This is a genomic window from Rummeliibacillus sp. JY-2-4R, from assembly GCF_053847205.1.
Genome location: NZ_CM132623.1, coordinates 903,651 through 929,534, shown reverse-complemented (window position 1 = coordinate 929,534; position 25,884 = coordinate 903,651). Strand labels below are relative to the sequence as shown.

The window sequence follows — 25,884 nt, the reverse complement described above, 5'->3', positions numbered from 1 at the left end:
CACTATCTTCTCTCCTTTAAGATGGTTTCTACTATTGCCATTCGCACAAATACACCGTTTTGTACTTGTTTGAAGATTCGGGAACGTTCACATTCGACTAAAGACGAATCAATTTCTACTCCGCGATTTACTGGCGCAGGGTGCATAATAATCGCACCGTCTTTCATTTGTTTTTCACGCTCAACAGTTAAACCGTATTTTGCATGATAGCTTTCTGTTGTAAATCCATCGTATGCTGCATCGCGTTCATGTTGGACACGAAGTAGCATAATCACATCGCTTGTGCCGATCAAATCTCCCCATTCAGAATGAGATTCTTTGTATTCTCCCTGCCATTCAGGTGGACAAACACAATTCACATTCGCACCTAATCTTTCGAGTGCTGTTACATCGGATTTAGCTACGCGGCTATGCGAAATATCACCTGCAATTGTAACATTTAATCCTTCAAATTTCCCGAACTCTTTGAAAATTGTGTATAAATCAAGCATAGATTGAGAAGGATGTTGTCCTGCCCCATCACCAGCGTTAATTACAGATACGTTAATTCCCTCTAATAATTCTTCATAATAGGCATCTTTTTTATGACGAATAACTACTGCATCCATGCCGATCGATTCTAACGTTTTGACAGTATCATATAATGTCTCGCCTTTTAGAGTACTTGAAAATCCAGCTTCAAATGGGATGACAGTTGCACCTACTTTGCGTTCAGCGGTTTCAAAGCTAGTCTTTGTTCTTGTACTTGGTTCAAAAAATAGGTTAGCTACTAAGTAGTCTCTCTCTAGATGTGGTTTAGCACCTGCTTCAAACTCTGCAGCGCGTTTCAGTATTGCTTGAATTTGCTCGTTAGATACTTCTTCCATTGACAGTAAATTTTTCATCATGTGCCTCCTGATTTTTTAAAAATAGCCTCCTTGGAATACAAGGAGGCAAAAGAAAGGATTTGACATGATACTTTAGGCTAGTTCACCTATTGTTATCGTATCGAATCACCCTTCTGTGCCTCTCTGGGCAACCTTTAAAAGGTAGATCAATTATATTATTTTGCTATTTTTTCATTAAGTTCTTCTTGTTGAAGTTCGAGATCAGGTTGTGCTTTTCCAGGTAAAATGATGTTTAATAGTACTCCTACTATTGCTGCTAGTGCCATTCCTTCAATTGAGAAGGTTTCTGTAAATGCTAGCTTTGCACCACCGATGCCTAGAATCAAAATCACTGAAGCTATTACTAAGTTACGTTTATCATCAAAATTGATTTTGTTTTCTACTAACATTCTTAAACCGCTTGAAGCGATAATACCGAATAGTAAGATGGACACTCCACCAAGTACAGGCGTTGGTATTGTGCTGACTAGTGCCATTAATTTTCCAGAGAAGGATAGGAGAATTGCACAAACAGCTGCACCACCTATTACCCAAACGCTGAAAATTCGTGTTAACACTAGCACTCCAATATTTTCACCATAAGTTGTTTTTGGTGGACCACCAATTACTGAACTAATTAATGTTCCTAGACCATCACCTAATAGTGAACGATTTAAGCCAGGTTCTTTAATGAAGTTACGGTGTACAACTTTACCAAGTACTAGTTGGTGACCGATGTGTTCTGAAATCGTTACAATGACTATTGGTACCATTGCTAATAATAATGTTGAAGTTACTTTAAAGTCATAATCAACTCCTGGTATTAAGAAGTTTGGTGATTTGAACCAACTTGCTTGCATTACTTTACCAAAATCTATTAAGTTAGTACCAAATATAGCATCGGAAATTATTGAAGCAATGTATCCACCAATCATTCCAATTAAAATTGGCATTGTACTTATTACACCTTTAAAGAAGTTGTTACATAGTATCGCGATTGCTAGTGTAATTAAAGCAATGACGAAGTATGATGCGCTATATACTTCTTCTGTATCACTGATTGGCTTATACATCGCCATATGAACAGCGGTTGCAGCTAGCCCTAGGCCGATGACCATTATGACTGGTGCTACAACAATTGGTGGTAAAGCTTTCATAATCCATTTATAACCCGTTTTCCAAATGAGTAATGAAACGATTCCATATACTAAACCAACTGCCATCGCGCCTATCATTGCACTACCTGGCCCATCGCCAGTTGAAGATGCTACTTGAATTGGTGCTATAAAAGCGAATGACGAACCTAAGTAAGCTGGTACTTTAAATCTTGTTATTAGCAAGAATACTATTGTTGCGATACCACTTGTAAGTAAAGCAATTGCGGGTGATAAACCTGTTAAAGTTGGTACCAGAATTGTTGAACCAAACATCGCGAACATATGTTGTAAACTTAATGTAATCAACTGACCACCCGAAGGCTTGTCGTTAATATCTAAAACAGCATTTGACATATCAAAACTTCCTCACATTCATACAATATCTATCGTATATTATTCATAAATTGCGACTAAATCTTCTTCATCAACTTCAACCATACTAACGACAATTCGTTCATGGCTTGCTGTTGGTATGTTTTTCCCAACATAGTCTGCACGTATTGGTAATTCACGATGACCGCGATCCACTAACACAGCTAGCTGAATCTGAGAAGGTCTACCGATATCCATCACAGCATCCATTGCTGCACGAACAGTTCTGCCTGTATATAGAACATCATCAACTAAGATTACTTTTTGATTTGTTACATCATCCGTAATATCAACTTGTTGTACAAGTGCTTCTCCATTGGAAGTTTTAACCGATAAATCATCTCGATAAAGAGAAATGTCTAATTCTCCTGAACGAATTTCTTTTTTCTCAATTGAGTTAATTTTTTGTGCTAATCGTTTTGCAAGAAATGCTCCTCTTGTTTTAATGCCTACAAGGATACACTCATCAATTCCTTCATTTCGTTCAATGATTTCATGTGCAATTCGAGTTAGCGCTCTGTTCATCGCAGCTTGATCAAGAAGTTCGGCTTTTTTTGCTGTCATTTTTTCTACCTCCTTTTCTTTAAAGCTAATCGTAAGTTTTCCTCTTTTTACAAGAAAAAAACCTCTTGAGCAAGTTTGCCCAAGAGGATATAGGTATACTGATAGATATGTCAAATAGACTGTAAAATATGTACAGTAATCTTAACATTCTTCGCATCCCTTTTCAGCCTCTCTGGACTGTCTTTAAAAGGTGAATATTAGATTTTCACTGAACTCATTATATGCCCATATGACTTAAAGTGTCAATAGTTCTTTTTCAATTCATCCAATAGATCTTGATAATCTTCAGGAAGTGGTGCTTCGAATTCTAGATATTCTTTTGTTGCTGGGTGTACAAAACCTAAAATGCCAGCATGCAAAACTTGTCCACCAAAATCAATTGTTTTCTTTGGACCATATTTCGGATCTCCTACTAAAGGATAACCAATATAATTCATATGAACACGAATTTGGTGTGTACGACCTGTTTCAAGACGACATTCGACTAAAGTATAGTCTACTCCAAATCGACCGATTACTTGGAAATGTGTAACGGCATGCTTGCCATTATCAACAACCCCCATTTTCTGACGATCTTTTTGGTCGCGACCAATCGGTGCATCAATTGTACCTTTATCATGCGGGATATGGCCATGAACTAATGCAGTATAACGGCGCGTTACCGTTTTATCTACTAATTGTTGTACAAGGGATTCGTGCGCCTTATCGTTTTTGGCAACCATTAAAAGCCCTGATGTGTCTTTGTCAATACGATGTACAATACCAGGACGCATGACACCATTAATACCTGATAAATCCTTACAATGATACATTAATCCATTAACTAAAGTACCTGTTGTATGACCAGGTGCTGGATGGACAACCATACCTTTTGGTTTGTTGACAACTAGTACATCTGAATCTTCATACACAATATCAAGATTCAAATCTTCTGCAATAATTTCAAGTGGTTCTGGCTCTGGAGGAGTTACCGTAATAATATCTCCAACTTGCACTTTATACTTTTGCTTAATTTCTTGTCCGTTCACGACTACAAGACCCTCTTGTACGAATCCTTGAATTTGAGTTCTAGACCAGTCTTGTTGCAGTGAGGCAAGGGCTTTGTCAATTCGTTCCCCTTTGACCTCTTCTGTTACAGTAAATGTGACTGACATTATTTCACCTTTTTCTTTTCTTGTTTGTCTTCAAATAGTAAGTAGATAATAAGCATGATTACGCCAATTGTCAATGATGCATCAGCTATATTAAATATAGGAAAATCATAGTTAATAACTGGAATAATGACATGTACAAAGTCTACTACTTCTCCTCGAAATACTCGGTCAATAAAGTTTCCAATGGCACCACCAAGTAAAAACATTAAACTTGTTTGGAACAATGGCTTTCCTTTAGCTTCCTTATGGTAGTAATAAATAATACCAACAATAACAACAATAGTTATTAATGCAAATAGCCAAAATTGCCCTTGCAGCATCCCCCAAGCAGCACCACGATTTCGATGAGAGTATAAGCCAAAATAAGGATCAATGATTGAAATACTTTCACCATATTCCATATTTTTGACAACACTCCATTTTGTCAGTTGATCTAGTATAATCACGAAAATAGCTATTCCATAATATTTATACACAGCAAAGCCTCCGTTTACTCCCGAATCTAACCTATTTTATCATATAATGCCCTGAAGACAAAAACAGACCATTCAAATGATGTTCTATATTTTACTGCAAAATAAAAAAAAGCTGCTCACCTTAAGTGAACAGCCATAAATTATTTAATTTTACTTATTCGACTTCTGAATAATATTTTTCAACCACATCTGCACAATGTTCACATAATGTCGGATGATTGTGATTGTGTCCTACAGTTTTTGAAATAGTCCAGCAGCGTTCGCATTTTTCGCCTTCTGCTTTTTCTACTGTTACTGCAACTTTTTCAGTTTTCACTGCATTTTCTGGAGCGTCATTTAAAGAAGTGCCGACAACAAACTCTGAAACAATATTTAATTGTGCAAAGTTAATATTGGCATCGTTTAGAAGTTCTAATGCTTCATCAACACCATAAACAGTTACTTTTGCTTCTAAAGACTTACCAATTGTTTTTGCATTACGAGCTTCTTCTAATGCTTTTAATACTACATTTCGAACGTTCATGATTTTTGCCCATTTTTCTGTTAAGGCTGCAAAGTTTTCCTTTTCAACAGCAGCTGGCATATCAGTAAGTTGTACGCTTTCTACATCTGTATATTGTAAATATGACCACATTTCATCTGTAGTATGAGGGATGATTGGAGTCAACAATTTTAATAATGCATCTAATGTATCATACATAACCGATTGCATTGCGCGGCGAGCGTGTTGATCTACACCTTCGATATATACAACGTCTTTTGCTATGTCTAAGTAGAATGAGCTTAGTTCTGTTGCTACAAAATTGTTTACAGCTTTGTATACAGTCGCAAATTCATAGTTATCATAGGCAACGCGAGCCGTTTTGATTAAGTTTTGTAATTCCATGTACATATATTGATCGACTTCACGAAGATCTTCGTAAGCAACATAGTCTGTATTTGGATTGAAGTCATGTAAATTACCATGTAAGAATTTCAGTGTGTTACGAATTTTACGGTACACTTCTGAAACTTGTTTCAACATATCCATAGAAATACGAACATCAGCTGTATAGTCAACAGATGCTACCCATAAACGAAGAATATCTGCACCATATTGATTCATGACTTTACTTGGGGCAATGATATTACCTAGTGATTTACTCATTTTACGTCCGTCGCCATCTAATACGAAACCATGAGATAGTAAGCCTTTATAAGGGGCATGACCATTCATTGCAACTGAAGTGATTAATGATGAGTTAAACCATCCACGGTATTGGTCAGAACCTTCCAGATATAAATCAGCTGGGTAACGAAGTTCTGGTCGTTCTTCTAACACACCTTGGTGAGTTGAACCAGAATCGAACCAAACATCCATGATGTCATTTTCTTTTGTGAATTCGCCATTTGGAGAACCTGGGTGTGTAAATCCTTCAGGAAGTAATTCTTTTGCTGTTTTTTGGAACCAAATATTAGAACCATGTTCACGGAATAATTCTTGTACGTGTGAAATTGTTTCTTCTGTGATAATTTCTTCGCCATTTTCAGCATAAAAGACTGGAATTGGTACACCCCATGCACGTTGACGAGAGATACACCAATCACCACGGTCACGAATCATATTGTAAAGTCGAGTTTCGCCCCAAACTGGTGTGAAACTTGTGTCGCGAATTGCTTGAAGTAATTCTGGACGGAATTTATCAATAGATGCAAACCATTGTGGTGTAGCACGGAAAATAACAGGTTTTTTAGTACGCCAATCATGTGGATATGAGTGTGTAAAGAATGAAAGATTTAATAACGCACCCACTTCATCAAGTTTTTCACAGATTGGTTTATTTGCTTTATCGTAGAACATACCTGCAAATTCGCCAGCATCTTCAGTTAAGCAACCTTTATGGTCAACTACTGAAAGAATTTCTAAACCATAGCGTTTACCAACTTGATAGTCATCTTCCCCGTGACCTGGAGCAGTATGAACGCAACCAGTACCAGCTTCAAGTGTGACATGGTCACCTAGCATAATTAGTGATTCACGATCATATAACGGATGTTTAGCTGTTACATTTTCTAGGTCAGCACCTTGGATTTCACGATCAATTTCAGGATTTTCCCAGCCAATTTTTTCTGCAACTTTTTCAAGTAAGCCTTTAGCAACAATGTATTTAGCACCATTTGCTTTTACTACAACATAAGTGAATTCAGGGTTAACTGAAATACCAAGGTTTGCAGGCATTGTCCAAGGAGTTGTAGTCCAAATAATGAATTTTTCATCATTATTTACAACGCCTTTACCGTCTAATACATTAAATGCTACGTAAATTGAAGGTGATTTAATATCTTTATATTCAATTTCTGCTTCAGCAAGTGCTGATTCACTTGATGGAGACCAATATACTGGTTTTAAACCTTTATAGATATATCCTTTTTTAGCCATTGCACCAAATACACCGATTTGACGAGCTTCAAATTCTGGTTTTAGAGTAATGTATGGATTTTTCCAGTCACCGCGTACACCGATACGCATAAATTGTTCACGTTGACGACTTACTTGTTCATATGCGTAGTCTTTACATAATTCGCGGAATTCAGCGATAGACATTTTTTTACGATCATGACCTTTGTTTGTTAATGCCTGCTCGATTGGTAGACCATGTGTATCCCAACCAGGTACGTAAGGTACATAGTATCCAGTCATTGAGCGATGGCGGTTAATCATGTCTTTTAACACTTTGTTTAGTGCATGCCCCATATGAAGATCACCATTTGCATATGGAGGACCATCATGTAGGATGAAGGCTGGACGGTCTTTTGTACGTTCAAGAACTTTTGCATTGATGTCCATTTCTTCCCATTTTTCTTGGATTTTAGGTTCGTTGTTTGGAAGATTTCCTCGCATCGGGAAGTCTGTTTTTGGCATCAATAAGGTATTTTTGTATTCCATATTGAATAAATTCCTCCTTTTAAATATAAAAAACCTCCTCATCCCATAAAAGGGACGAGGAGGAGTTATCTCGCGGTACCACCCTAATTGCGTCAATACTGCTGACGCCTCTTAAGACACCGTAACGTGGTGTATACGAAATTGCTTACTTTAAAGTATTTCAGCAACCTAGTTCAGGAGTGATTTTCTTTTATAAGTGTTTTGTTTGAGCTTTCACTATCCTCAAATCGCTGAGTACGCACCTATAAATTACTGTCTCCATCATTACTTTTTTTATATAGATATGTTGACATTATAGAAAAATGAAGCCACGCAGTCAAGTATCTTAATTAATCTTGAGGTAAATCTAAGTGTTCCAATTCTGTTGTATCTACCTCATACTCCATCAAATGATCCCAATCATCTGATTCAATTAAGTCTAATTGTGCTTCAACAATCATTTTGAATCGATTACGGAAAACTTTTGATTGTTTTTTTAGTTCTTCAATTTCCAATGCAATGCGTCGTGCTTTAGATAGAGCCTCATTGACAATACGATCTGCATTCTTCTCTGCTTCTTTAACAATGAGCTTTGCTTCTTTTTGAGAGTTACGGCGGACTTCTTCTGCTGCTTCTTGGGCAATGACAATTGACTTTTGAAGTGTTTCTTCGATTGAATTATAATGCCCAATTTGTTCATTGCTAGAAAGCAGTTTGTCTTCAAGTTCCTTTTTTTCTTTCAAGATTAGTTCATAGTCTTTAATAATCTGTTCTAGGAATTCATTTACTTCATCTTCGTTGTAACCTCTAAAACCACGACTAAATTCTTTGTTATGTATGTCAAGTGGTGATAACGGCATATTTTTGCACCTCTCCTTAGCAGCATTTATACATTATTATACCTTTGTATATTGGTAAGTTCATCAAGAAAAACAAAAATTTAAAATAAATTTATCATTTATGTCAAATTCACAAGTGCTTTTCAGTTGAAAAATACAATCTATAACAATGCTCTCATTTATTTAATTATTTTTCAAATCTGTGAATTATTATTTACGATCAATTCGACCAATTTTTATGCGAAATTTCTCCTTTTTGGTTTTTCCTTCTATAGATTTTATGACTAAACGACCATGCCCTCTGATTGACAGAAGATCTGATTCATGTAATTCAAAAGCAACTTGTTCACGTACAACGAAATTCACTTTAACTTTACCACTATTAATAAGCATTGCCGCTTTTTGCCGAGATATGGGATAGACTGAGGCAAGTATTGTATCTAAACGCATAGAACTGGAAGTAATGACTTGTTCTATAAAGTGTGATTCAGAAGGAAGTAAACGAGCATTTTGTGGCAATTCTTTCACTTGTACTTTCGCTTTACCAATGCTTATAAGATTCATAAGCACGTAGTCAATTACTTCTCTTGCAACAGCAAATTGAACAAAAGATTCATCTAGACGGATATCTCCAAATTTAGCACGTTCTAAACCAAGGGAGACTAATGCCCCTAATACATCCGGATGCTTTAATTGGACAAACTTAGAAGGGAATTGAAGCTCACAAATGGCAATTTCAAAATCTTCATCAGATACTTGATAATAGTCTGGATAGATCAATAATCGTTTGCGTTCAGATTCTTCAAAACATCCGTAAGCCGTCACCAGGACATTGCTATTTTTCCCAATGATAGATTGTACAATCAATTGCTGACGTGGATCTAAAAAATCTGTCAATTTTGGTGCATAACGATCTTCGACTTCATCTCGCCATCCCATTGCTTGTTCTATAAATGGTTTCTCTTCAGGTCTAAAATGTTGGAAAATTTCCTCCATCGATTTCCCTTCTTTCGTAAAAAAATCCCCACCTTAAAATAAATGTGGGGAGGTGAATTAAAATATAATATAACTTAAAACGTAGAAGACACCTGTTTGAATAAGATTCAAAACAAATAATGCGACAATTGGTGAGATATCAATTACGCCTATTGGCGGGATAAATCGTCTAAAGAAATTTAAATACGGATCACAAATTTGAGACAATAGTCTTCCAAACTTTGAATCATACGCTGATGGTATCCAAGACATTAGAATATAAATAATTAGCGCAATCGAATAAAATTCAAATAAATACTTTACAATTGTAAAAATTAACATGAAAAGTTATACTCCTCTATTGTAAATCTTCATAATAATAATCAGAAATACTGCCATCTATTTCTACATTATCAGGTGTACATAAAAAAATATCTGTACCGATTCTTTTAATATCTCCACCTAAAGCAAAAATAGTCCCACTGATAAAATCAATTATGCGTACACCTTGTTCACGATCAATGCGTTGTAAATTTACAATTACAGCACGTTTGCTTTTCAGATTATCAGCGATATCTTGTGCTTCGGCATAAACTCGAGGTTCTGATAAAATTACTTTTGAAGTTTTTTGTTTGATACTAACAAGATTTGGTACGTTTGAATGTTCCACAAATCTTGGGCGTTCTTTAACGGATGGTTTTTTAATTGCTGCTGGTCTGCTTACTGCCGGCTTCATTTGTTGTCTTTGAGGTGCTTCTTGTTGACGAACAGATTCTTTTTTCTCAACTTGCTCTTCTACGTAGGTTTCTTCCTCTTCTAAATAGAAAAAGTTTTTTAGTTTATCTTTTACCTTCATAAGAATCCCTTCCTTCATTGCCAACTAGAGCTGTGCCAATTCGGACAAACGTTGCACCTTCTTCGATTGCAATCTCATAGTCGTTAGACATCCCCATTGATAGTTCAGTACAAGGCGCATAATCATATCCCTTACTAGCAATCTCTAACTGTAGTTTTTTTAATCCTTTAAATACATTTCGTATAATTTCTTGGTCTTCTGTGTTAGGTGCCATAGTCATTAAACCAACTACACGTATATTTGGGTAGTCTGACAACTTCTCGATAAATGCAGGCACTTCCTCTGATGTAAGACCGTGTTTTGACTCTTCGCCTGATACATTAACTTGTACAAAACAATTAACAGGGCGATTTACTCTTTTATCAATTTCTTCTGCTAAACTAATACGGTCAAGTGAATGTAAGTAATCAATTTGTTCAATTACTTTGCGTACTTTTCTTGTTTGCATTGAGCCAATATAATGCCATGTAGCTCGGTCTTTAATGGTTTCATATTTTTCTAATAACCCTTCTGGGCGATTTTCACCCAGATGAGTTAAACCTGCTTCCAGTGCTTCAATTGCACGTTCTGTTGTAACTTGCTTTGTGACGGCTATAATAGTGATGTCAGAAACATTTCTTCCAGCTCGTTTACAAGCAGCTACAATGTTGTTTTGAATATCATGTAAATTATTAATAATTAATGTCATAATAGCCTCATCTTTTCAAAGATACTTGTTACTTAATTGTATCAAGCATACCGAGATTTAGCAACGAATACCCATTTTTTTCAGTCTAATCCTTTTACTAGTATTACATCTTTCCCTACAACGAGGACATCTTCTATCGGTATTTTCAAAGTTTCCTTTTTAGCACCTGAAAATGACATGATTTTTTTGGGTTCAGCTACAACAAATGCTATAACATATCCAGTATCTTGTTGAACAACCGCATCTTCCACATAGCCCAAAAAACGTCCACTATTCGCAGCGATGATTTCTTTTCGTTGAAGTTCGGAAAAACGCAAAAAACATCCCTCCTAAATGTATGTTATTTATTTATATGAAAAAAAAGCATCAATCTTGATGATTGATGCTAATTAGTTTGTATGAATTTATTTTTCGCTTGCCTGTTCTTGTATTGTTTTTAACGCACTTTTTTCTAATCTAGAAATTTGTGCTTGTGAAATACCTAAGTCTTTCGCAATTTCTGTTTGAGTATGGCCATAATAATATCGTTTAGAAAGGATATTTTGTTGTCTTCTATCTAATTTTTGAATCTGTTCTTTAATTGATACATACGTTAACCAACGATCTTCTGAAACTGTTTGGTCCTTCAATTGATCCATCATATACACAGGATCTCCACCATCAGCATAGATTGGTTCATGTAATGACATAGGCTCTTGAATTGCATCTAAAGCAAATAAAATATCTTCCTGTGGTAAGCCTGTCATTCTTGCTAAATCCGTTAATGTTGGCTCTCGTAATTCTTCTGTCAAAAATTGTTCCTTTGCTTGCATTGCTTTATATGCAATATCTCGTAGTGATCTTGAGACACGTAGAGGATGATGGTCTCTTAAGTGTCTTCTAATTTCACCGATAATCATTGGAACTGCATAAGTTGAAAATCGAACATTATGAGATAAATCAAAATGATCAATTGATTTTAACAACCCAATACATCCAACTTGAAACAAATCATCAGCCTGTTCGCCTCTATAGGCAAATCGACCAACAATGCTTAATACTAACCGTAAATTTCCCATCACTAGTTGTTCTCTGACTTCTTCTTGTCCGCTTTGCAATGCAACAAATAATTGTCGCATTTCTTCATGCTTCAAAACAGGTAACGTGGATGTATCAACACCACATATTTCAACTTTTGTTCGCATATTCTGTCCTCCGGATGCTTTATCACTGTTAGTAAGTTAAGTGTGTCCGGAATGGATAATAATATGCGTATTATTTCTCTCCAATTTCAACCATTATGACGTTAATTGATTTAAATGATTACGCAATTCTTGAATAATTTTCTTTTCTAATCGGGAAATATAGGATTGAGATATACCTAAATGATCCGCTACTTCTTTTTGAGTCATTTCTTCTTTTCCTGCAAGACCAAAGCGGCATTCCATTATATAACGTTCTCTTTCATCTAGTTTTTGAATAGCATGGAACATATGTTGACGTTCCATTTTTTTCTCAACATCGTCCGTTATTAAATGTTCATCTGTTCCTAATATATCAGACAGTAGAAGCTCGTTGCCGTCGCCATCAGAATTTAATGGCTCATCTAATGAAACTTCGCCTTTCATACGACTCGTTTTACGTAAATGCATTAAAATTTCATTTTCTATACACCTAGAGGCATATGTAGCTAGTTTTATTTTTTTATCAGCATTGAATGTTTCAATTGCTTTGATTAATCCAATAGATCCTATACTAATTAAATCTTCAATTGGTGTTTTAGCATTATCAAATCTTCTTGCTATATACACAACCAATCTTAAATTATGTTCAATAAGTACATCTCTTGCATGCATATCTCCATTTTTAAAAGCAACAATCATTTCATGCTCTTCTTCCTTTTTCAAAGGAGTAGGCAAGGATTCATGACTACCAATATAAAACGTGCCTGTCTGCCTAAAGTTTGCAATAGTTTCCATTAACCAACGCCAAAAACGACGAATCATAAAAAAACCTCCATTCATTAAATGTGATATAAAGCAGTAAAATGTAATATGGCATCTGCATCTTGTGGAAACGGGGTGTTTTGAATTGAAATAATTAAAAAACCGGGTGATATCGGGCGAGTTTCTTCGTCTTGGATAAGCCACTTATCATAACGAAGGGCTAAACTATATGTTTTCTTTTCTTGAACAGTTGTAATAGGAATTACAGCCACTCTTTTACGGTCTTTATCTGAAAACATTTCTAAATCATATGGCTCATTTACATCCCATTGAAACAAAGCCATTTTCAATTTCTCAGGTAAGGAATGTTCTATTGCTTTATAACGAACAAAATGAACAGGTTTTCCCGATAACGGCTCAACTGTCGTATTTCCTGTATCTACAAAACATTTTAGTGAAACAATCATTTCATCTAATTGCAATTTACACATTTGAACGAGATTTTGTTGTAATTTATCACCACGTACAACAAGTATTCGACTTTTTAATAAATATAAGCCTGCAGTTGCTACAAGACCCCAAACAATCATTAGGGTAAAAATGGATCTATTCATCCATAGTGGTTCTACTGCAGTTAATAAACCTCCTGCAAATAAAGCCCCTACAAAACACATCAGGGCCCCTTTCCATAATTTACGAATCTGAAAACCAAAAGCAGTTGTAATCATTAGCACAAATGCTATTACCATCATGAGAAAATGGTGACCAAAAACAACAATCCAAATACCAGCAATTATAGCACTAATTAAAAGTCGCACTCTTTTTTGCTGCATATAGCAAATTGAATTGGTAAAGGAAAGAATGACATAATTAAAGAGTGCATTAATTAAGATTAGAACTTCGCCATACAATTCACCACCTCCCACATAGACAAAATAACACATAAATACTTCAAAAAATGTCAAAGGGTGAATGATAGGAGAAGAAACTTTCCGACACTAATTTTCATTTTTCTAGGGAATAAATTTATGGATTAATTGAATATATGGGCGTCTAAATTCAGAATACTGAAAACTAGTTTAAGACTAATTTTATTTTAGTTTGAAGTGTAATTAGCTACGCTTTCTAAGCTAAGCGAGTGGTGAGTCTTCGCTAATTCCCCTTCAACAATTTTTGGAGTACTAATATACCCCTGGAATTTCCATTCTGAATTTTATAATAAATATTCTTCCATTCTTTCTTTTCCAACGGCTTTTTCATGCTATGTAGAAATCATCTTCTTTATCACTTCAATCAAAATTGAAATATGACCTATAATGAAAGCAACTTCGAAAGACAACCATTCAGATTAGTCCAATTTGTTTTTCAAAAAATATTGAATAATAAAAAGGAGTAAATCATATAAAAAAATAAGCTATCTACTAATAGTTTAGTAGATAGCTTACCTGAGATTATTTAGATTAACGACGTTTGTTACGGTTACGTAGGAATGTTGGAATATCTAATCCTTCGTCTTGTGTATTTGTATTATAACTTGGCGTTTGACGAGGGCTTTCTTGTACAGGTTGTACTGGTTCTTCTGTACGTACTTCACGACTTGTCATTTGTTGTACTTGTACTGGTGCTTGTTGTTGTCTTTGTGTACCAATACCGCCACGGTTACCAACATTACGGTGATTTTCATATTGTGTTTCTTCTTCATTGAACTCAGTTGCTATAACTGTTACAACAATTTCGTCTTTTAGATTATCATTAATTACGGCACCGAAAATAATATTTACATCTTCATCTGAAGCTGAAGATACAATATCAGCTGCTTCTTGAACTTCATATAAACTTAAGTTAGAGCCACCAGTCATATTCATAAGAACACCTTTTGCTCCATGGATAGAAGTTTCAAGTAATGGACTTGAAATAGCTTTTTTAGCAGCTTCAACAGCACGTGTTTCACCTGATGCGATACCGATTCCCATTAATGCAGAACCTTTGTTAGACATAATTGTTTTAACATCGGCAAAGTCTAGGTTAATCAAGCCAGGAACAGCGATTAAATCTGAAATACCTTGAACACCTTGACGTAGAACGTTATCTGCTTCACGGAACGCTTCTACCATCGGCGTATTTTTGTCAACAATTTCCAATAAACGATCATTTGGAATGACGATTAATGTATCAACTGCTTCTTTCATTGCAGCTGTACCAGAAAGAGCTTGCTTTTGACGTTTTTTTCCTTCAAATGAGAATGGTCGTGTAACAACACCAACTGTTAAAGCACCAAGATCTTTGGCGATTTGAGCAATAACAGGTGCTGCACCGGTACCAGTACCGCCTCCCATACCAGCAGTAACAAATACCATATCTGCGCCGCCTAATGCTTCTTCGATTTGTTCTTTACTTTCTTCTGCGGCTTTTTTACCAACCTCTGGGTTAGCACCTGCTCCTAGGCCACGTGTAGATTTAGCACCTATTTGTAACTTTACATCAGCATTAGATAATTTTAACGCTTGTGCATCAGTATTTACGGAGATAAATTCTACACCTTGTACACCATGTTCAATCATTCTATTGACTGCATTATTTCCGCCGCCGCCGACACCGATAACTTTAATTACAGCCAGTTGCTCCTCGTTTATTTCAAATTCTAACATCTCTATTCCTCCTAATTTAGCTCATAATGTGTAGAGAATATCACCTAGATTATTCTAAAAATCTATTAAAGAATCCTTTAACTTTCGTTAGCACTCCATCATGATGTTCTTTTGTTTCGAATGCTGAAGTAGCACTATGTTGTTCAATATGATGTTCTTCATGCTCAACTGGTCCTAACGGTGTGTTATCACTAAAATCTCGATTAAATTGCGATTCTTTATAAGCATAACGTATTAAGCTAACTGCTGAAGTATATTCAGGTTCTCTTACGCCAATGTAATTAGGTGCATAAATCTTTACGCTAGTTTGTAACACATGACGCGCTAGTTGAGGTAATCCTTCTAATTTCGCAACGCCCCCAGTCAAAACCACACCGCCTGGTAAATCTTGAATACCCTTTCGATACAACTCATCAATAATTAAATCGAAAAGCTCTTCAAGTCTTACACCAATAATTTCGGATATGTATCTTTGACTAAATTGCTCTTTTGTATCAGCACCAATTACTGGTACTTCAAATAGTTCATCTTCTGAAGCATCATCATAGTACGCATGTCCATATTCGTTTTTTATCTTCTCGGCTTGTTCTGTAGGCGTTTTTAATACGATGGATAAATCTTTAGTTATATTTTCACCACCAACTGGTATCATAGCAGTGTCAATAAAATGTCCATCTTTGAATACAGCAAGTGTCGTTGAACCTCCACCAATATCGATGAATGCCGTCCCACGATTGCGATCATCTTCAGTTAGGGCAAATTCTCCTGAAGCTAAAGGTTGTAAATATATTTGTTGGATTTCCAAACCAGCTTTTTCAACACAACGTAGAAGATTGTGCAAAACTGTTTTTGATGTTGTAATCATTGTTCCATCCATTTCCAAGCGAATGCCAATCATACCTCTTGGGTCATTGATTCCATCCAATCCATCAACTATATATTGTGTTGGCACAATATTGACTAATTCCCGATCGGGTGGTATGGACATTAATTGAGCAGATTCAATTACGCGATCCAAATCTAAATCGGTAATTTCGCGATTCTCGCTATTTACTGCTACTACTCCTTTTACATTGTGCAATTGTACCTGATTTGCAGGAATTCCAAGGATTACTTTATTAATATTTAATCCAACCATTCTTTCAGCTTGATCAACTGCTTTTTTTATAGATTGAACGGTAGCATCAATATCTACTATACTACCTCTACGTATCCCGGCTGATTTTACATTGCCTACACCGATTACATGCACAGTTTCATCATTAACCTCTCCAATGAGGACTTTTACAGAAGAAGATCCTATATCTAATGAAACGTATAATTCTGAATGATTCAAAACTGTGGCACCTCCTTCAACTACTGTTAGTAATTATTCTATTGTAAAATGATGAACTTGTCTAAATAAATTCCTGAAAGCCACCCGAAATTCCTTCATTTATACTGTTTTTTTTAACTTTTGATGCATTTTTTATAATTTATGACGTGATAAAAGCTAGATGTAAAAGTCTGAAATGTTTAAAATATTCAAATTAACATCTTTTAAGCTAAGATTACTACATTTGGAATCTATTTAAAACTGATTATTAATGGAAATAGCAAAAATAGAGATTAATTATACAATTAAATGCTTTAATTACTCTCAGATGCCCCATATTCGCTATTATAAGAGCGATAAAACGTTCCTACCTCTAAGTCTATTACCCCTTTTTCACCTTTTTTAATTTGTGAAATAATCGATGGATAGTATTTTAATTTTGAAGCAAGCGTAGGAATAGATGCTCTTACTTCAAATCCGTCATTCATAAACATTTGAATGGCATAAGGGTTTGTATCATTTGGAATCGCATTTATTTGGGAAATCAAAGAGATTAATTCTTCATCCAGCTTGTTCAACTGTTGAATTATTTTCTTTCTCGCTTTTTCGTCCTCAAAGCCTACTAATATAGGAACGCTCAAGCTAGTAGGAGTACTATTCAATTGCAAAATGCCACCATTATTTAACACCAAGTTATATTGGTCATTTTCTTTAATATAGGCTACTTGCTTATACTCAGACACAGAAATAGTCACTTCATTGATCCACTTTCTTTTTACCGACACATTCTGTACGATTCCCTGGTCCTTTAATAGTGATTCCACTCTGCTGCTATTGAATTCCCATAAGGAGTTTCCTTTTACTATTCCACTATGTTTTATGTAAAATTCTTTACTCTTTAGATGATTTCCCTCAACTGTTATTTTTTTTATATGACTAAGAGGTGATTGAAAATATAGAAGTGTCAGTAAGGTAGCCATAAAAATAACTATAAGTATTAGAAAACGTCTATTTGTTCTTTTTTTTCGGCGTTCTTTCAATGTTGGTATCCGTTCTTCGATATCTATTATTTTTTCCATACTGATCACTCCCTTCTATAATAACTATTTCTGTTTAGAAAAGTTCCAAACAATTCCTATAGCAATCCAAGTAACCACGAGTGAGGTCCCCCCATAACTAATGAATGGTAGAGTAACACCCGTCACTGGTAATAACCCTGAAACAACACCGATATTCAAAAATGCTTGAAAACCAATCATTCCGACTAATGTTGCAATACTGTATAAGGAAACTTTTAGACTCGATTTATAAGCTAATTTATACCCCGAATAGATGAGTAAACCAAAGGCGCAAATTATTGCTGCTGCTCCGATAAACCCCATCTCTTCGGCGATAATTGAGAAAATGAAATCATTTTGAGGCTCGGGTAAGTACAAATACTTTTGTCTACTATTCCCGAAACCGTGGCCATATAACCCTGCTGGTCCAATGGCAAGTAATGATTGTATTGCTTGAAACCCACTACCTAGTGGATCTGACCATGGATCTAAAAACGCTTCAATTCGTTTTAAACGGTACGGTGCTGAAAGAATTAACCCAACAAGGCCTAAAATACCGGCAATGATTAAAAAAGCATAAAACCGAATTGGATATCCTGCTATAAAGAAAAGCATAAAAACAGAGACGATTAGTATAAACGCAGATCCAAAGTCAGGTTGCAACATGATAAGAATAATTGGAATGAACAAATATAAGAAATGCCGCCAATGGATTTTAGATTGTGTTGATTTCTGGTTTGCTAAGATAAAACTTAGTTTGATGATTGTTGCAATCTTAGTAAGTTCTGAAGGTTGAAGACTAAGCGGACCTACTGCAATCCAACTTTGTGACCCATTCCTTACAACGCCAATTCCTGGAATTAGGACGGCAACTAGTAGAATGATGGACAGCCAATAAAAAAGTGTCCAGGTCTTTTCCAATTGCAAAGCTTTATAGTTACCGCAAATGTAAAATGCAATTAACGCTACTCCTAAATAGACTAACTGTTTCACTAAAAACGGTGCTGTTTGTCCGTAATGAATCTTACCCCAGTAACTACCGGCCGAGTAAACAAAAACAATGCCAACGAAAGTCAAAAATAACGTTGCAATCATTAACCATAGTCTTTCACGCTGTATCAGGCAAGGCATCCTTCCTATCACGTAATATGGCAACTATTTTAGCTTCATAGCTGCTTCGATAAATAAATCTCCACGTACTTCAAAGCTAGGATATTGATCCCAACTTGCACATGCAGGCGAAAGTAATATGACATCACCTTCAACTGAAACTTCTGCTGCTTTAGGTACTGCTTCTTGAATATTTTCGGTATGGATAATAGTATTTACACCACAAGACTTAGCAAACTCTGCAAATCGATCTGCAGTTTGCCCTGAAACAACTACCGCATGTACATTTTCCATAAATGGTCGTAATTCTTCAAATGAATGTCCTCTATCTAAACCACCTGCGAGCAATACAATTGGTTGTTTAAATGCTTCAAGTGCACTACGAGTGGCAAGTGTATTTGTTGCCTTTGAATCATTATAAATTTTACGTTTTTCCCATTCACGAACATATTGTGTACGATGTTTAACACCTGTAAATGATTGTAGAACATGTTCCATTTTATCCTTAGGGCAGTCCATCAATATCGCTGCTGCAACAGCTGCTAGTACATTTTCTAAATTGTGCTTTCCAGGAAGTGCAATCTTATCGCGTTTCATAAATGGTTTACCTAACCAGTAAATCATTTCATCATCTGCACTAATACCATCTGTGTTAATTTGAGTCGTCGTAAATGGAATTAAATGTGCATTAGATTTTTTCGCATAAGAAGAAACAATTTCTTGATCTGCATTAAAAATCAAATAATCGGATGCATCTTGGTTACGAGTAATTCCAAATTTCGCTTCTCCATAGGCTTCCATTGAACCGTGATAATCTATATGTGCTTCATATAAATTCGTCCAAATCGCGATTTTCGGTTTAAACGTTTCAGTACCCATTAATTGGAAAGAAGATAATTCAGTTACAATAACATTTTCTGCAGTTGCGTTCTCAGTTACTGAACATGCTACTGTACCGATATTACCTGCGATTAATGGCATTTTGCCGCCTTCGTTTAAAATTTCATAAAGCAAAGTTGTAGTTGTTGTTTTACCATTAGAACCAGTAATACCTATCATAGGTGCTTCACTAATTAAGTAAGCCAATTCGACTTCTGTCCAAACCGGAATCCCTCGTTTTACTGCATCACTAACGATAATATTTGTATAGGGAATACCAGGGTTTTTAATAACTAATTCAAATCCTTCATCCAGTAAATCTTCTGGGTGACGACCACAAATAACTGTAATTCCTTGTTGTAAGAGCTTTTGTGCATCTTTATTTTCTTCAAAAGGTTTCGCATCATTTACAGTAACAAATGCACCCAATTTATGAAGTAATTCTGCGGCTGCTACTCCACTTTTGGCTAGACCTAATACTAGTACTTTTTTGTGTTCCATCAAGCTCAAGTTTTTCATCATAATACCTCCGGAACCACTGCAATCAATGCTGCCACTAATGCTGATAACCAGAACGTTAGGACAATACGCCATTCGGACCAACCTGAAAGTTCAAAATGGTGATGAAGTGGACTCATTTTAAAAATTCTTTTTCCTGTCAATTTGAAACTTGCTACCTGAAGAATAACAGATAAAGTTTCAAGGACAAAGATTATTCCGATTAATAATAATAGTAATTCATGACCAACTAGGATGGATAGCATTGCTAGTGCACCACCTAATGCTAGTGAACCGGTATCGCCCATAAATACTTTTGCAGGGTTTGCATTAAAAATTAAGAAACCAAGTAAAGCACCTACAACTGCAAATGCGAAAATAGCAACATCCAATTGATCATTTAACAGTGCCAACACCCCATAAGCTGCGAAAGCAATGGAAGCTGTACCTGATACTAACCCATCTAATCCATCTGTTAAATTGACTGCATTAGAGAAGCCAACTAACCAGAAAATTAGAAACAGAACATAGAATACACCAAGATGTATTGCAAAATCTGTAAACGGAATTTGAACTATATTATGAAACGTTCCTAATTTCATTAAGAAATAGGCCGCAATCGAAATAACAATTTGTGCAATAAGCTTTTGTAATGAAGTCAAACCTAAATTACGTTTGAAGATGATTTTAAGTCCATCATCCAAAAATCCAACTACTCCGAAACCAATCAATACAAGAATCAAAATAATTGTTTGAGAAGTAAATGCACCTTTTACTAAACTCATAATTACGGTTGTTGCAATAATTGATAGTAAGAAAATGACACCACCCATTGTAGGGGTTCCTGCCTTTTTCATATGTGATTTTGGCCCTTCTTCGCGAATGCTTTGACCAAATTTAAAACGTCTTAACATAGGTATAACAATCGGCCCTAATATGACCGAAATAATAAATGAAATTGCTAATATAATTAGCATTGTTGCGATTGACATGAAAAAATTCTCCTTCTAACCTTCTTTAGTACATGTATTATAATAGTAGTTTCAATTACATTTTTAAAGACTAACATTACTCTTTTTCTAAATAAACGTGAATAGTCCCATCTTTTACGATTTGTGCATCTGCTTTTGGAAGTTGAGAAACAATTTTATCTCCTTCTCCATGCCACTCAAGTCGGAACGGATACAACATTCCGGAAATTTCTTCTTTCGTTTTCCCTACTAAGTTAGGAACACGCACTTTTTCAATATCTCCCCACCGATATTGTTTTTCTAGTTGGTCTTTACGATCTTTAATTCCAACAATTGGATGAACATCTTCAATAATCTGTCCAACGATAGGTGCTGCAATGACCCCGCCAAATTGCGGTCCATATTTTGGATTATCAATAGCTACATATACAACAATTTGCGGATCATCTGCTGGAGCAAATCCTATAAATGATACAATATACTCTCCGTTTTTATAACGACCATTCTCCGCCTTTTGGGCAGTTCCTGTCTTACCACCAATTCTAAGATGATCTCTATAAGCCCCTCTACCTGATCCATTTGCTACTACCGATTCCAGTGCTTCACGAACTTTTGCAGAAGTCTCTGGACGAATCACTTGTTTTTTCATAGTGGGTTCGTATTCTTTTAATACACTACCATTGTTACCATCAATAATCTTTTTGACGATATATGGTGTCATTAGTTTTCCACCATTAACAGCTGCGGCGACGGCCTGCACTTGTTGAATAGGTGTAACAGATATTCCTTGCCCAAACGAAGTTGTTGCATGCTCTACAGGTCCATAATTTTTGGGGGAGAATAAAATACCTGTTGATTCTCCAGCCATATTAGAGCCTGTCACCTGTCCAAATCCAAAATCACGTATATACTGTTGAAGCTTTGTTGGACCAACACGTCTTCCTAGCTCTATAAAACCAGGGTTACATGAGTTTTCAACAACTTCAAGGAATGATTCTTGTCCATGGCCTTCTCTTTTCCAGCATCGAAGCCTAGCCCCTTCAACCATGGCATAACCTGGATCATAAAAAGAATCCTTTTTTAGGTCAACTACATTTTCTTCTAGAGCAGCACTTAAAGTTATAATTTTAAATGTAGATCCCGGTTCATACGTCATCCAAACCGGCAAATTTCGATTATAAATCTTTGAATCTACTTTTTGGTACTGTGCTGGATTATATGTAGGAAAAGAGGCTAATCCCAATATTTCTCCAGTTTTTGGATTCATAGCTATTCCGATTGCTTGATCTGCATTATACTTTTCCATCGCTTGAGATAATTCCCTCTCAATTACCTTTTGCACATCTACATCGATGGTCAACTCTAATGTAGCTCCATCTTGCCCTTCCTTCCACCCATCTTCCACATGCGGTAAGTTTGCTCCCTTTGCATCGGTAAATAAGCGGATGGCTGATTCCTTACCTAATAATAAATCATTATATTGATATTCTAACCCTGCTAATCCTTGCATATCACTTCCTGTAAATCCCAATAATCTAGAAAGTAAAGAACCATATGGGTAATCCCGAATATAATCTAACCCTGTATATAATCCAGGGATTTGCAATTGTTGAATTTTCTCTGCTAATTCATAAGAGATATTTTTACCTTGTGGTGCAATTTTAATAATAGTTACCTTTTGCATTAGCTTTTTTTCTAATTCTTTTTCATTCATTTGAAGTAAGGGGGCAAGTTGTGTTGCTACCTGCGCTGGTTCTTTATTTTGAGCTGGCATAAAGTAAAGTGTAGGCGCCAAGCTATTTCCAACTAAAAGCTTACCATTCCGGTCTTTTATATCCCCCCGTAAACTTTTCATTGGTACTTCTCTGTCCCAGTTTTGCTCTGCCTTTTTCGTTAAAAAATCATGTTGGATAAACTGCACGAATACTAATTTCCCAATTAACAAACAACCCAATACGAAGAATATCCCAATGACAATTTTCAATCTCACACTTGCTTGTTTAGTTACCCACATTGTACGGCAAATCACACCTTTTTTACATTTAAAGTATGATTACAAAAAGCAAGCTATGCTAAAGTACATGATTTCTTTTCTAACTACCTGTATTGTGCTTGTGGTTTTTCTAATGTTACGACTACTTTATTATTTCCTTCATATATCGTTCCTGCTTTAATATTTTGACTTTGCGCATAACCATCTCCTTTAACTTTTATATCAATCCCTGAAATAGTTTTATAGGTTAAAATTTCACGCATAGACCAACCTGTAAAATCAGGTATTTTGATATTCCCTGAAGTTTTGATGAATACACGACTATTAGCTAGTATCGAATTACCCTCTTCTGGATATTGTTTGGTAATTTTCCCCTCAGCCCCGATGATTACAGTGTTAATTTTATTCGCCGCAAGATTGGTTATTACTTCGTTTGAATTTTGGCCGACTAATTGATCCATTCTTATTGACTTTGTAGTAGCTGTTTTTGAAGGTTTAATATTCATGTACTTTAAGCTACTTTCCATCACCTTATTAAATACTTGTGATGTAGGGTCTGTTCCACCTTCTGTAATACCTAAATGTGGTTTTTTTACTGCAATATACATGATTAACTTAGGATCCTTTTCTGGTGCCATCCCTAAAAATGAATAAAGGAAATTATCTTTGCCCCAATAGTAACCACCTGCAGGATTTGGAATTTGCGCGGTACCTGTTTTACCTGCTACATCATATTCCTTACTTGCAAATTTCTGTGCAGTCCCTTTATCAGAGGTTACTGTTGTTGCAAGCGTCTCTCTAACTTGTTTAGCAGTATTTGCTGATATAGGTTGTCCTTTCTCAACAGGCGTGTGCTCTTTAATGACTTTTCCAGTACTTGGATCAACCAATTTATCAATTACGTATGGTTGCATCATTTTACCGTTATTTGCAACAGCAGTTAATGCCTGAATCATTTGAATAGGCGTTACAGTGGACCCTTGTCCATAGGTAGTTGTTACTCTGTTAATTGGGTATTCATCTAAGATTTTACCTGTTGATTCATTTGGTAAATCGATTCCTGTTTTTTGGCCAAAGCCAAATTTCCCTAAATAATTTATGAATGTCTTATCTCCAATTTTCTTTAACAAATTGGCCATACCAACATTAGACGAGCGTTGAATCCCCTCTAAATATGTAATCCTTCCCCATCCAACCTGATTAGCATCTCGGATGGTCCGGTCAAACACTTTATATTGTCCAGATTGGAAAGTATCATTTGGATTCCACTTTCCTTCTTCAATTGCTGTTGCCAAAGTAAAAATTTTCATCGTAGAACCAGGCTCAATTGTAGTTTCTGTCATATCATTAATCCAACTATTGTTTAATCCTTCGCCGGTTTGGGGATTAAAAGTTGGACGTTGCGATACAGCTAATATTTCACCTGTTTTTGGATTTGCTACAATGGCCATCATCGACTCGGGTTTGTATTTCTCATATACCGTACTCATTGAATCTTCCAAGAAATTTTGAATGGTCCTGTCGATTGTTAAGTAGATATCATCACCGTCTTTTGCAGGCTGAATCATTTTTTTACTATTTGGTAAGAGGTATCCAAATAAGTCACTTTTATAATGGAGACTACCATTCACGCCTGAAAGCTCCTTATTATATATAGCTTCTAACCCCATTTTGCCTATTGTTGCAGTATTATTAGTGCCATCTTGTTTACCTGCAATACCAATTAAATTAGATGCAAAAACACCATTTGGATAAAATCTTTTATTATCTTCTAGGAAAGTAATCCCTGGAAGCTTTTCCTTTGTAATTGCAGTCATGGTTTCGTGGCTAATATCACGACCAGCTTTACCAAATTCAACCTGGTAAGTATTCTTATTTGCTGGTGTTAATCTTTTATAAATGTCTTCCTCGTCCATTGGGACATACTTTGATAATATAGCAGCTGTTTTTTTGGGATTTTCCACATGCAATTTTTTATTTGTACCTTGTGACGCTTTCGGATTAACAACAGCTACAAGTTTGTAACTAATACCATCTTTTGCAATAATTTTGCCTTGTCTGTCTAATATATTTCCTCTGTTTGCTGTAATAGTTTTCGTTTTTTCATACCTTGCTGCGGCCTTGGCAGCCAATTGTTGACCTTCTGCTTGTCCAGTAACTTGAATATAGAAAATTCTAAAAAACATTAAAAAAAATAGGAGCCCATAGATGATTAGCATCGTTGCGGCTCCCCATTGAAACTTACTGTTTTTCATTGTCCTGACACTACTTTCACGTTATTTTCGTTAAGTTTTAAGCCTAAAGCTTTTGCTTTTTTCCAAATACGATCATATGTCGAAAGTTCGCTTACTTCCATAGACAATTCTGAGTTTTGTTTTTTAGCTTCATCAATGTTCATTTCAGTATTTTGAATTTCTACTGAAGTGTTATTGATAGTAGATTGAGTGTTTAAATTCGCTACAGCAATTAATGCAATTGTTGCAACCATTACAATCATAATCATCTTTTCTAGTTTCGTGATTCTACTTTTGAATGTTTTAGGCGCTGTTCTTTTGCCAGTTTTTATAGGCATTGAAGGTTGCTCTATATAAACATGTTCTTCTCTTTGATCAAGTAGTGCCATTTTATCAACTCC

Annotated in this window: 24 protein-coding genes and 1 other annotated feature; all 24 genes read right to left on the bottom strand. The window is 35.7% G+C overall.

The annotated features are described in order from the left end of the window. Positions 1-2: 2 nt before the first annotated feature. The 24 genes from ACWV26_RS04295 to ftsL all read right to left on the bottom strand — a co-directional run bounded on the left by ACWV26_RS04295 (position 3) and on the right by ftsL (position 25,872). Entirely contained in the window at positions 3-884 is an 882-nt protein-coding gene (locus tag ACWV26_RS04295) for an aspartate carbamoyltransferase catalytic subunit (RefSeq protein ID WP_455897143.1), read from the bottom strand. A gap of 158 nt (positions 885-1,042) precedes the next feature. Beyond that, positions 1,043-2,377: a uracil-xanthine permease family protein gene (locus ACWV26_RS04290; RefSeq protein WP_455897142.1), complete on the bottom strand. Its 1,335-nt coding sequence runs from the start codon at positions 2,375-2,377 to the stop codon at positions 1,043-1,045. Positions 2,378-2,416: 39 nt separating this feature from the next. After that, positions 2,417-2,959, bottom strand: a complete 543-nt coding sequence (gene pyrR / locus ACWV26_RS04285; RefSeq protein WP_455897141.1) for a bifunctional pyr operon transcriptional regulator/uracil phosphoribosyltransferase PyrR — start codon at positions 2,957-2,959, stop codon at positions 2,417-2,419. 242 nt (positions 2,960-3,201) lie between these two features. Next, on the bottom strand, positions 3,202-4,113 hold the full coding sequence (locus tag ACWV26_RS04280; protein WP_455897140.1) for an RluA family pseudouridine synthase: 912 nt from the start codon (positions 4,111-4,113) through the stop codon (positions 3,202-3,204). Then, entirely contained in the window at positions 4,113-4,589 is a 477-nt protein-coding gene (gene lspA / locus ACWV26_RS04275) for a signal peptidase II (protein ID WP_455897139.1), read from the bottom strand. Before lspA ends, ACWV26_RS04280 begins: the two co-directional genes overlap by 1 nt. A 154-nt stretch (positions 4,590-4,743) precedes the next feature. After that, a complete protein-coding gene (gene ileS, locus ACWV26_RS04270) occupies positions 4,744-7,515 on the bottom strand; it encodes an isoleucine--tRNA ligase (RefSeq protein WP_455897138.1) in 2,772 nt (923 codons plus the stop codon). A gap of 47 nt (positions 7,516-7,562) precedes the next feature. Next, positions 7,563-7,789, bottom strand: a binding site (T-box leader). A gap of 55 nt (positions 7,790-7,844) precedes the next feature. Continuing rightward, a complete protein-coding gene (locus tag ACWV26_RS04265) occupies positions 7,845-8,354 on the bottom strand; it encodes a DivIVA domain-containing protein (RefSeq protein WP_455897137.1) in 510 nt (169 codons plus the stop codon). 189 nt (positions 8,355-8,543) lie between these two features. Then, positions 8,544-9,329, bottom strand: coding sequence for a YlmH family RNA-binding protein (locus ACWV26_RS04260; protein ID WP_455897136.1), 786 nt, complete (start codon positions 9,327-9,329; stop codon positions 8,544-8,546). Between the two features lie 57 nt (positions 9,330-9,386). Further along, the gene (locus ACWV26_RS04255) at positions 9,387-9,650 is read right to left on the bottom strand and encodes a YggT family protein (RefSeq protein WP_455897135.1); all 264 of its coding nucleotides are present in this window, start codon (positions 9,648-9,650) and stop codon (positions 9,387-9,389) included. Between the two features lie 16 nt (positions 9,651-9,666). Next, positions 9,667-10,164 (bottom strand): cell division protein SepF, encoded by a 498-nt coding sequence (locus tag ACWV26_RS04250; RefSeq protein WP_455897134.1) that lies wholly within the window; start codon positions 10,162-10,164, stop codon positions 9,667-9,669. Then, positions 10,148-10,852, bottom strand: a complete 705-nt coding sequence (locus ACWV26_RS04245) for a YggS family pyridoxal phosphate-dependent enzyme (protein WP_455897133.1) — start codon at positions 10,850-10,852, stop codon at positions 10,148-10,150. Before ACWV26_RS04245 ends, ACWV26_RS04250 begins: the two co-directional genes overlap by 17 nt. 80 nt (positions 10,853-10,932) lie before the next feature. Further along, on the bottom strand, positions 10,933-11,169 hold the full coding sequence (locus tag ACWV26_RS04240) for a PRC-barrel domain-containing protein (RefSeq protein ID WP_455897132.1): 237 nt from the start codon (positions 11,167-11,169) through the stop codon (positions 10,933-10,935). 87 nt (positions 11,170-11,256) lie between these two features. Continuing rightward, on the bottom strand, positions 11,257-12,036 hold the full coding sequence (gene sigG, locus ACWV26_RS04235; RefSeq protein WP_455897131.1) for an RNA polymerase sporulation sigma factor SigG: 780 nt from the start codon (positions 12,034-12,036) through the stop codon (positions 11,257-11,259). A gap of 93 nt (positions 12,037-12,129) precedes the next feature. After that, positions 12,130-12,837: an RNA polymerase sporulation sigma factor SigE gene (gene sigE, locus ACWV26_RS04230; protein WP_455897130.1), complete on the bottom strand. Its 708-nt coding sequence runs from the start codon at positions 12,835-12,837 to the stop codon at positions 12,130-12,132. A gap of 17 nt (positions 12,838-12,854) precedes the next feature. Then, a complete protein-coding gene (locus ACWV26_RS04225) occupies positions 12,855-13,688 on the bottom strand; it encodes a sigma-E processing peptidase SpoIIGA (protein ID WP_455897129.1) in 834 nt (277 codons plus the stop codon). 549 nt (positions 13,689-14,237) lie between these two features. Continuing rightward, positions 14,238-15,425: a cell division protein FtsZ gene (gene ftsZ / locus ACWV26_RS04220; protein ID WP_455897128.1), complete on the bottom strand. Its 1,188-nt coding sequence runs from the start codon at positions 15,423-15,425 to the stop codon at positions 14,238-14,240. A 49-nt stretch (positions 15,426-15,474) separates the two neighbouring features. Beyond that, on the bottom strand, positions 15,475-16,761 hold the full coding sequence (gene ftsA, locus ACWV26_RS04215) for a cell division protein FtsA (protein ID WP_455897127.1): 1,287 nt from the start codon (positions 16,759-16,761) through the stop codon (positions 15,475-15,477). 293 nt (positions 16,762-17,054) lie between these two features. After that, entirely contained in the window at positions 17,055-17,819 is a 765-nt protein-coding gene (locus ACWV26_RS04210) for a cell division protein FtsQ/DivIB (protein ID WP_455897126.1), read from the bottom strand. A 24-nt stretch (positions 17,820-17,843) separates the two neighbouring features. After that, the gene (gene ftsW / locus ACWV26_RS04205) at positions 17,844-18,929 is read right to left on the bottom strand and encodes a putative lipid II flippase FtsW (RefSeq protein WP_455897125.1); all 1,086 of its coding nucleotides are present in this window, start codon (positions 18,927-18,929) and stop codon (positions 17,844-17,846) included. Between the two features lie 24 nt (positions 18,930-18,953). Continuing rightward, positions 18,954-20,306, bottom strand: coding sequence for a UDP-N-acetylmuramoyl-L-alanine--D-glutamate ligase (gene murD / locus ACWV26_RS04200; protein WP_455897124.1), 1,353 nt, complete (start codon positions 20,304-20,306; stop codon positions 18,954-18,956). After that, the gene (gene mraY, locus ACWV26_RS04195; RefSeq protein ID WP_455897123.1) at positions 20,306-21,277 is read right to left on the bottom strand and encodes a phospho-N-acetylmuramoyl-pentapeptide-transferase; all 972 of its coding nucleotides are present in this window, start codon (positions 21,275-21,277) and stop codon (positions 20,306-20,308) included. Before mraY ends, murD begins: the two co-directional genes overlap by 1 nt. Before the next feature lie 76 nt (positions 21,278-21,353). Then, the gene (locus tag ACWV26_RS04190; protein ID WP_455897122.1) at positions 21,354-23,270 is read right to left on the bottom strand and encodes a stage V sporulation protein D; all 1,917 of its coding nucleotides are present in this window, start codon (positions 23,268-23,270) and stop codon (positions 21,354-21,356) included. 83 nt (positions 23,271-23,353) lie between these two features. Next, positions 23,354-25,504 carry a penicillin-binding protein gene (locus ACWV26_RS04185; protein WP_455897121.1) on the bottom strand — a complete coding sequence of 717 codons (2,151 nt, stop codon included), beginning with the start codon at positions 25,502-25,504 and terminating at the stop codon, positions 23,354-23,356. Further along, positions 25,501-25,872: a cell division protein FtsL gene (gene ftsL / locus ACWV26_RS04180; protein WP_455897120.1), complete on the bottom strand. Its 372-nt coding sequence runs from the start codon at positions 25,870-25,872 to the stop codon at positions 25,501-25,503. Before ftsL ends, ACWV26_RS04185 begins: the two co-directional genes overlap by 4 nt. Between the last annotated feature and the right edge of the window lie 12 nt (positions 25,873-25,884).